Raw genomic sequence first — 4,304 nt, 5'->3', positions numbered from 1 at the left:
GACATTAATATTAGAATACTAAATATACATTGTGCAAAAATTCCTGAGTATGGTGGAATCGGATCTATCCAAAGAGCATTAAAAGATAAGGCCTACAATCAAGAGGCAACATTGCATGTGATAACTGAAGCAATTGATCGTGGTGAAATCATAGCAAGTACTCCATATACACTAAATAATAATTTTAGTTATTTGGTAAATGAAAATATAGCTTACGATGCAGGAATTAAATTGTTTAATACTGTCTTTAGAAATGTATAAAAAACTTTTATCAGACTCCTTTATATATGGCTTCGGGTCCATTGTTATAAAGGCAATAGCTTTTTTTACATTGCCAATATATACGAGATTGTTTACACCTGAAGAATTTGGTATTTTAGAGATGTTTAATACAATAGCCGGCATGCTTTCTATTTTTATGACCATGGGGCTTGATAGCGCACAAAGTTTTTATTTTATGGAGGCTAAAAATAATGGCAATAGAAGTATTATTGACATAACAGCGTCTATTTTTCAGCTTCGCATCATCGTTGGACTAATTGTTGTTTTTTTAAGTATTGTTTTTTCATATTTCATTATAAAATTTACCTTTCAAGTGAGTTTACCAAGTTATTATTTGTGGATTGTAGCTATATCTACTTTTTTTGGCACATTGGTTTCACAAAGCTTAGAAGTTTTTAGACTTATTTATAAGCCTTGGCGATATATAGCACTGTCATTTCTTCAAACAGTTTTTGGAGTTGCTTTTATATTATTTTTTGTATATTTTTATGACGGTGGTATAAGGGGTTACTTGTTAGGCGTTTGTTGTGGTTCTTTGTTTACGATGGTTATAGGGTGGCATACTTCTAGAAGCTATACATATTGGGGAAAATTAGATTTAGAGTTATTTAAAAAGTTTATTAAATTCGGACTTCCGTTGCTTCCATCTGGTCTTATGATCTGGATTATGAGTGCAAGTGATAGATGGTTTGTGTCAAATATTTTAGGTAATTATGAGGTCGGAATATACGCCATTGGAGCTAAAATAGCACTCATTATTACAATTGTTATTGAAACTTTTAGAAAAGCTTGGTGGCCTATAGCTATGGATATGTTACATAAAGATGATAGTCAAGCTTTTTTCAAAAATATTTCATTGTGTTATGTGGTAGTAGGTTCACTATCTGCTGTATTATTAACTATTCTATCTCCTTATCTAGTAAAAATTTTAGCCGATGATAGATATTTTCATAGTTGGAAGTTAATAGGAATTCTATGTTGGGGAAATATATTCTATGGTTTTTACCTGTTGAGTTTTATAGGAATCTTTAAGGCAAAAAAAACATATATAAGCACATATATCTATTCTATTAGCGCTTTTTTAAATATTATTTTAGACTACGTTTTAATAAAATATTATGGAGTATTTGGTGTAGCCCTTGCAACGTCTTTTAGTGTCTTGGCTGCTAACATAATGGGTATGATAGTTTCCAATAAATACTATAAAATAGATTGGCAATGGTTTTGGTATATATTTTTTATTGGTAGTAGTTGGATTTTTATATTTTGGTATGTTGGAGAAAAATGAAAAAGAAATTTAAAAAATTTACGGATAGATATGGTAATAAGGGGCTCATGTTTTTACTATTATATCCTGTTGTTTTACCTATTCTTATGCTAAAGGATACCAGTATAAGCATTTACAATATAATCATAATTTTGTCAAAGTATCGTTGGAAGTATCTATCTGGCAATGATCAAAGAAATGCTTATAACAACTTTTTTTATTATATACAAGACTATAATATTCAAAGATTTGGGAGATATGGAAAAAGTACTCTCTTGGCTGGGAGTGGCTTAAGTCTTAAAAACTGGTTTCATGTAACACCACTCAGCCTAAGAATGCAAGCTAGTTTTGGAACCACTTTTATAATGTTTTTAGCTATGTCTGTTTGGGTTACTTTATGGATTTGCTTATATTATGAGAATCAAAATTTATGGATGTTAGGAGTTGTTTTTTTTAGTACTCTATTCTTTGCAACCTTCATAGAAATACAAAACTATAATATACTTGGTTGGATGCTTTACCCGCTTTTTTTGACATTGTTGGTCAGTCAAAATTATTTTATTTTGTGTATTGTTTTATTTTTTATATCTTTTTTGTCATTTACGGGCTTTTTTTTAGGTGCCATATTGACATTTATTGCTAGTATTTATTTTCATAATGTATTTTTGTTTATTTCCATCATCCCAGGTTCCATTAAGTGGCTTATACCAGTTTTTGTTTCTTTCGGAAAGGGCGGTTTATCAAAGATGTCCGGAGCAATAGGTGCTCATGATAAAGTAAAATATAGTATGAAAAAATATAAAAAGCCCAATATATACAAAGTTTACTTACTGTTATTACAAATTCAGTTTTTGATAATTTCTTTGTTGCTAAATGAGGTTAATATTGGAGTTGTTTTGTTGTTTGTGACAATTCTATTTTTTACAATAAATGAACTCTTGGTAAGGTTTGCCGATCAACAATCTTTTTATCTGCTTTATTTAAGTGTTTCACTATTTTATATTTTCAATATTGATATTAATGCCTATATCATATTTTCATATATAGTATCTATATATCCAGTATATGGACTTATGATTAACGTTGCACCAAGCTATGGAAAATTTATATCACCAGGCATAAGGAGCCCATATAGTGTAGCAGAAGAAGTTGATGGACTAAATACGTTTTTTAGTTGCATTCCATCTAATACTAAAGTATTAATGGCCTATAAAAACCCAAAAGAAGAGTATGACGGTATATTTAGTGGCTTTAAGGTACGCAGAGAACTACTGCAATACGTAGCTATTAAAAGAGGTATAGTTGTTTTTCCTGATTGGTATATGATTTTTGAGAATAATAAATACAATTCCGATGAATCTTTTTGGGTTGACGATGAGAATGAAATTTTAGATTATTTAAAAAAACATGGTTTGGTTTATGTTATATCATGTTTTGATTTAAATCCCTTGAATTTTAAAATGATAAGCAGCTTTTCATTTAATGACAATATAGCTGATTGTTGCAAAGAAGAGTCAAAAATTAAATTGTATAGAGTAAAATAACCTCCATAATAGGTCTTTATGTATTTTAAGGTGTGATGTAAATGTGTGGAATAAGTGGAATAATAAATAAGAGCAATGTTGCTGTGACAAAAGATGAAATAAAAAATATGAATGATTTGATAGTTCATAGAGGGCCAGACGATGAGGGCTTTTTTTATGGCAAAAATTTTGCATTAGGACATAGAAGATTATCTATCCTGGATCTTAGCAAAGATGGTCATCAGCCTATGAGCTATATGGAAGATAAATATACAATAACATATAACGGTGAAATTTTTAATTATTTAGAGATAAGAAAAGAGCTTGAAGAATTTGGATATAAATTTAACTCAAAAACTGATACCGAAGTTATTTTAGCAAGCTATGATCGATGGGGCAAAGATTGTGTCGAAAAATTTAATGGAATGTGGGCTTTTGCAATATATGACAAAAAAGAAGATATATTGTTTTGTTCAAGAGATAGATTTGGAGTAAAGCCATTTTATTTTACGCAGACAAAAGATAAATTTGTATTTGGCTCCGAGATAAAACAACTTTTAAATTTCTGCAATGGCAAATTTGTAAACAAGACCTTGCTAATTGATTTTTTGGCTACCGGTATGCTAGAACATACTAATGAAACATTTTTTGAAGGTATCTATAAGCTAGAGCAAGCTCATAATATGATTTATGATTTAAAAACTCATAATTTTAAAATTAAAAAATATTATGATATAGCATTAAATGAAAATAATAAAAAATTAGATGAGACTCAAAGCGTAGATTCGGTTTCAAAAAATTTAAAAAAAGCAATTAGATTGAGGTTGAGATCGGACGTTAAAGTCGGAACTTGTCTTAGCGGAGGGCTTGATAGCTCGAGTGTGGCAGCGCTTGCTTCTATGGCATATACCAATGATGAGGAAAAATTTATAGCCATTCATGCAAAATCAATAGAGGAAAGTACAGATGAAAGTATATATGCACAAATGGTGGCGCAGCATTGCGACTTAAATTTACAAATAGTGGAGCCAAGTACACAAAAATTTATTGATAACATACAGGAAGTTGTTTATACGCAAGAGGAACCATTTGGTGGCCCATCTATTTTTATGCAGTATTTTGTTATGCAAAAAGCAAAGGATTTAAGCTGTAAGGTTATGTTGGCCATCCAACATAACCTTACAGCTTAAATCCTTTGCTTTTTGCATAACAAAATACTGCATAAAAATAGA

General features: G+C 30.1%; 4 protein-coding genes. All 4 read left to right on the top strand.

Going from position 1 to position 4,304, the window contains the following annotated elements; all coding sequences use genetic code 11:
* Positions 1 to 261, top strand: a 261-nt coding sequence (locus F3G69_RS09120; protein WP_223155909.1) for a formyltransferase family protein, incomplete at its 5' end; no start/stop codon positions are given.
* Complete coding sequence (locus tag F3G69_RS09115; RefSeq protein ID WP_107709842.1) at positions 218 to 1,570, top strand: lipopolysaccharide biosynthesis protein; 1,353 nt, start codon at positions 218 to 220, stop codon at positions 1,568 to 1,570. The genes F3G69_RS09120 and F3G69_RS09115, both read left to right, overlap by 44 nt.
* Positions 1,567 to 3,093: a hypothetical protein gene (locus F3G69_RS09110; RefSeq protein WP_149715052.1), complete on the top strand. Its 1,527-nt coding sequence runs from the start codon at positions 1,567 to 1,569 to the stop codon at positions 3,091 to 3,093. Before F3G69_RS09115 ends, F3G69_RS09110 begins: the two co-directional genes overlap by 4 nt.
* Positions 3,094 to 3,134: 41 nt before the next feature.
* A complete protein-coding gene (asnB, locus tag F3G69_RS09105) occupies positions 3,135 to 4,262 on the top strand; it encodes an asparagine synthase (glutamine-hydrolyzing) (RefSeq protein WP_149715051.1) in 1,128 nt (375 codons plus the stop codon).
* Positions 4,263 to 4,304: the final 42 nt, after the last annotated feature.

The organism is Campylobacter concisus (assembly GCF_902460625.1).
Taxonomy (GTDB): domain Bacteria; phylum Campylobacterota; class Campylobacteria; order Campylobacterales; family Campylobacteraceae; genus Campylobacter_A; species Campylobacter_A concisus_AD.
This window is presented reverse-complemented; position numbering and strand designations above follow the sequence as displayed.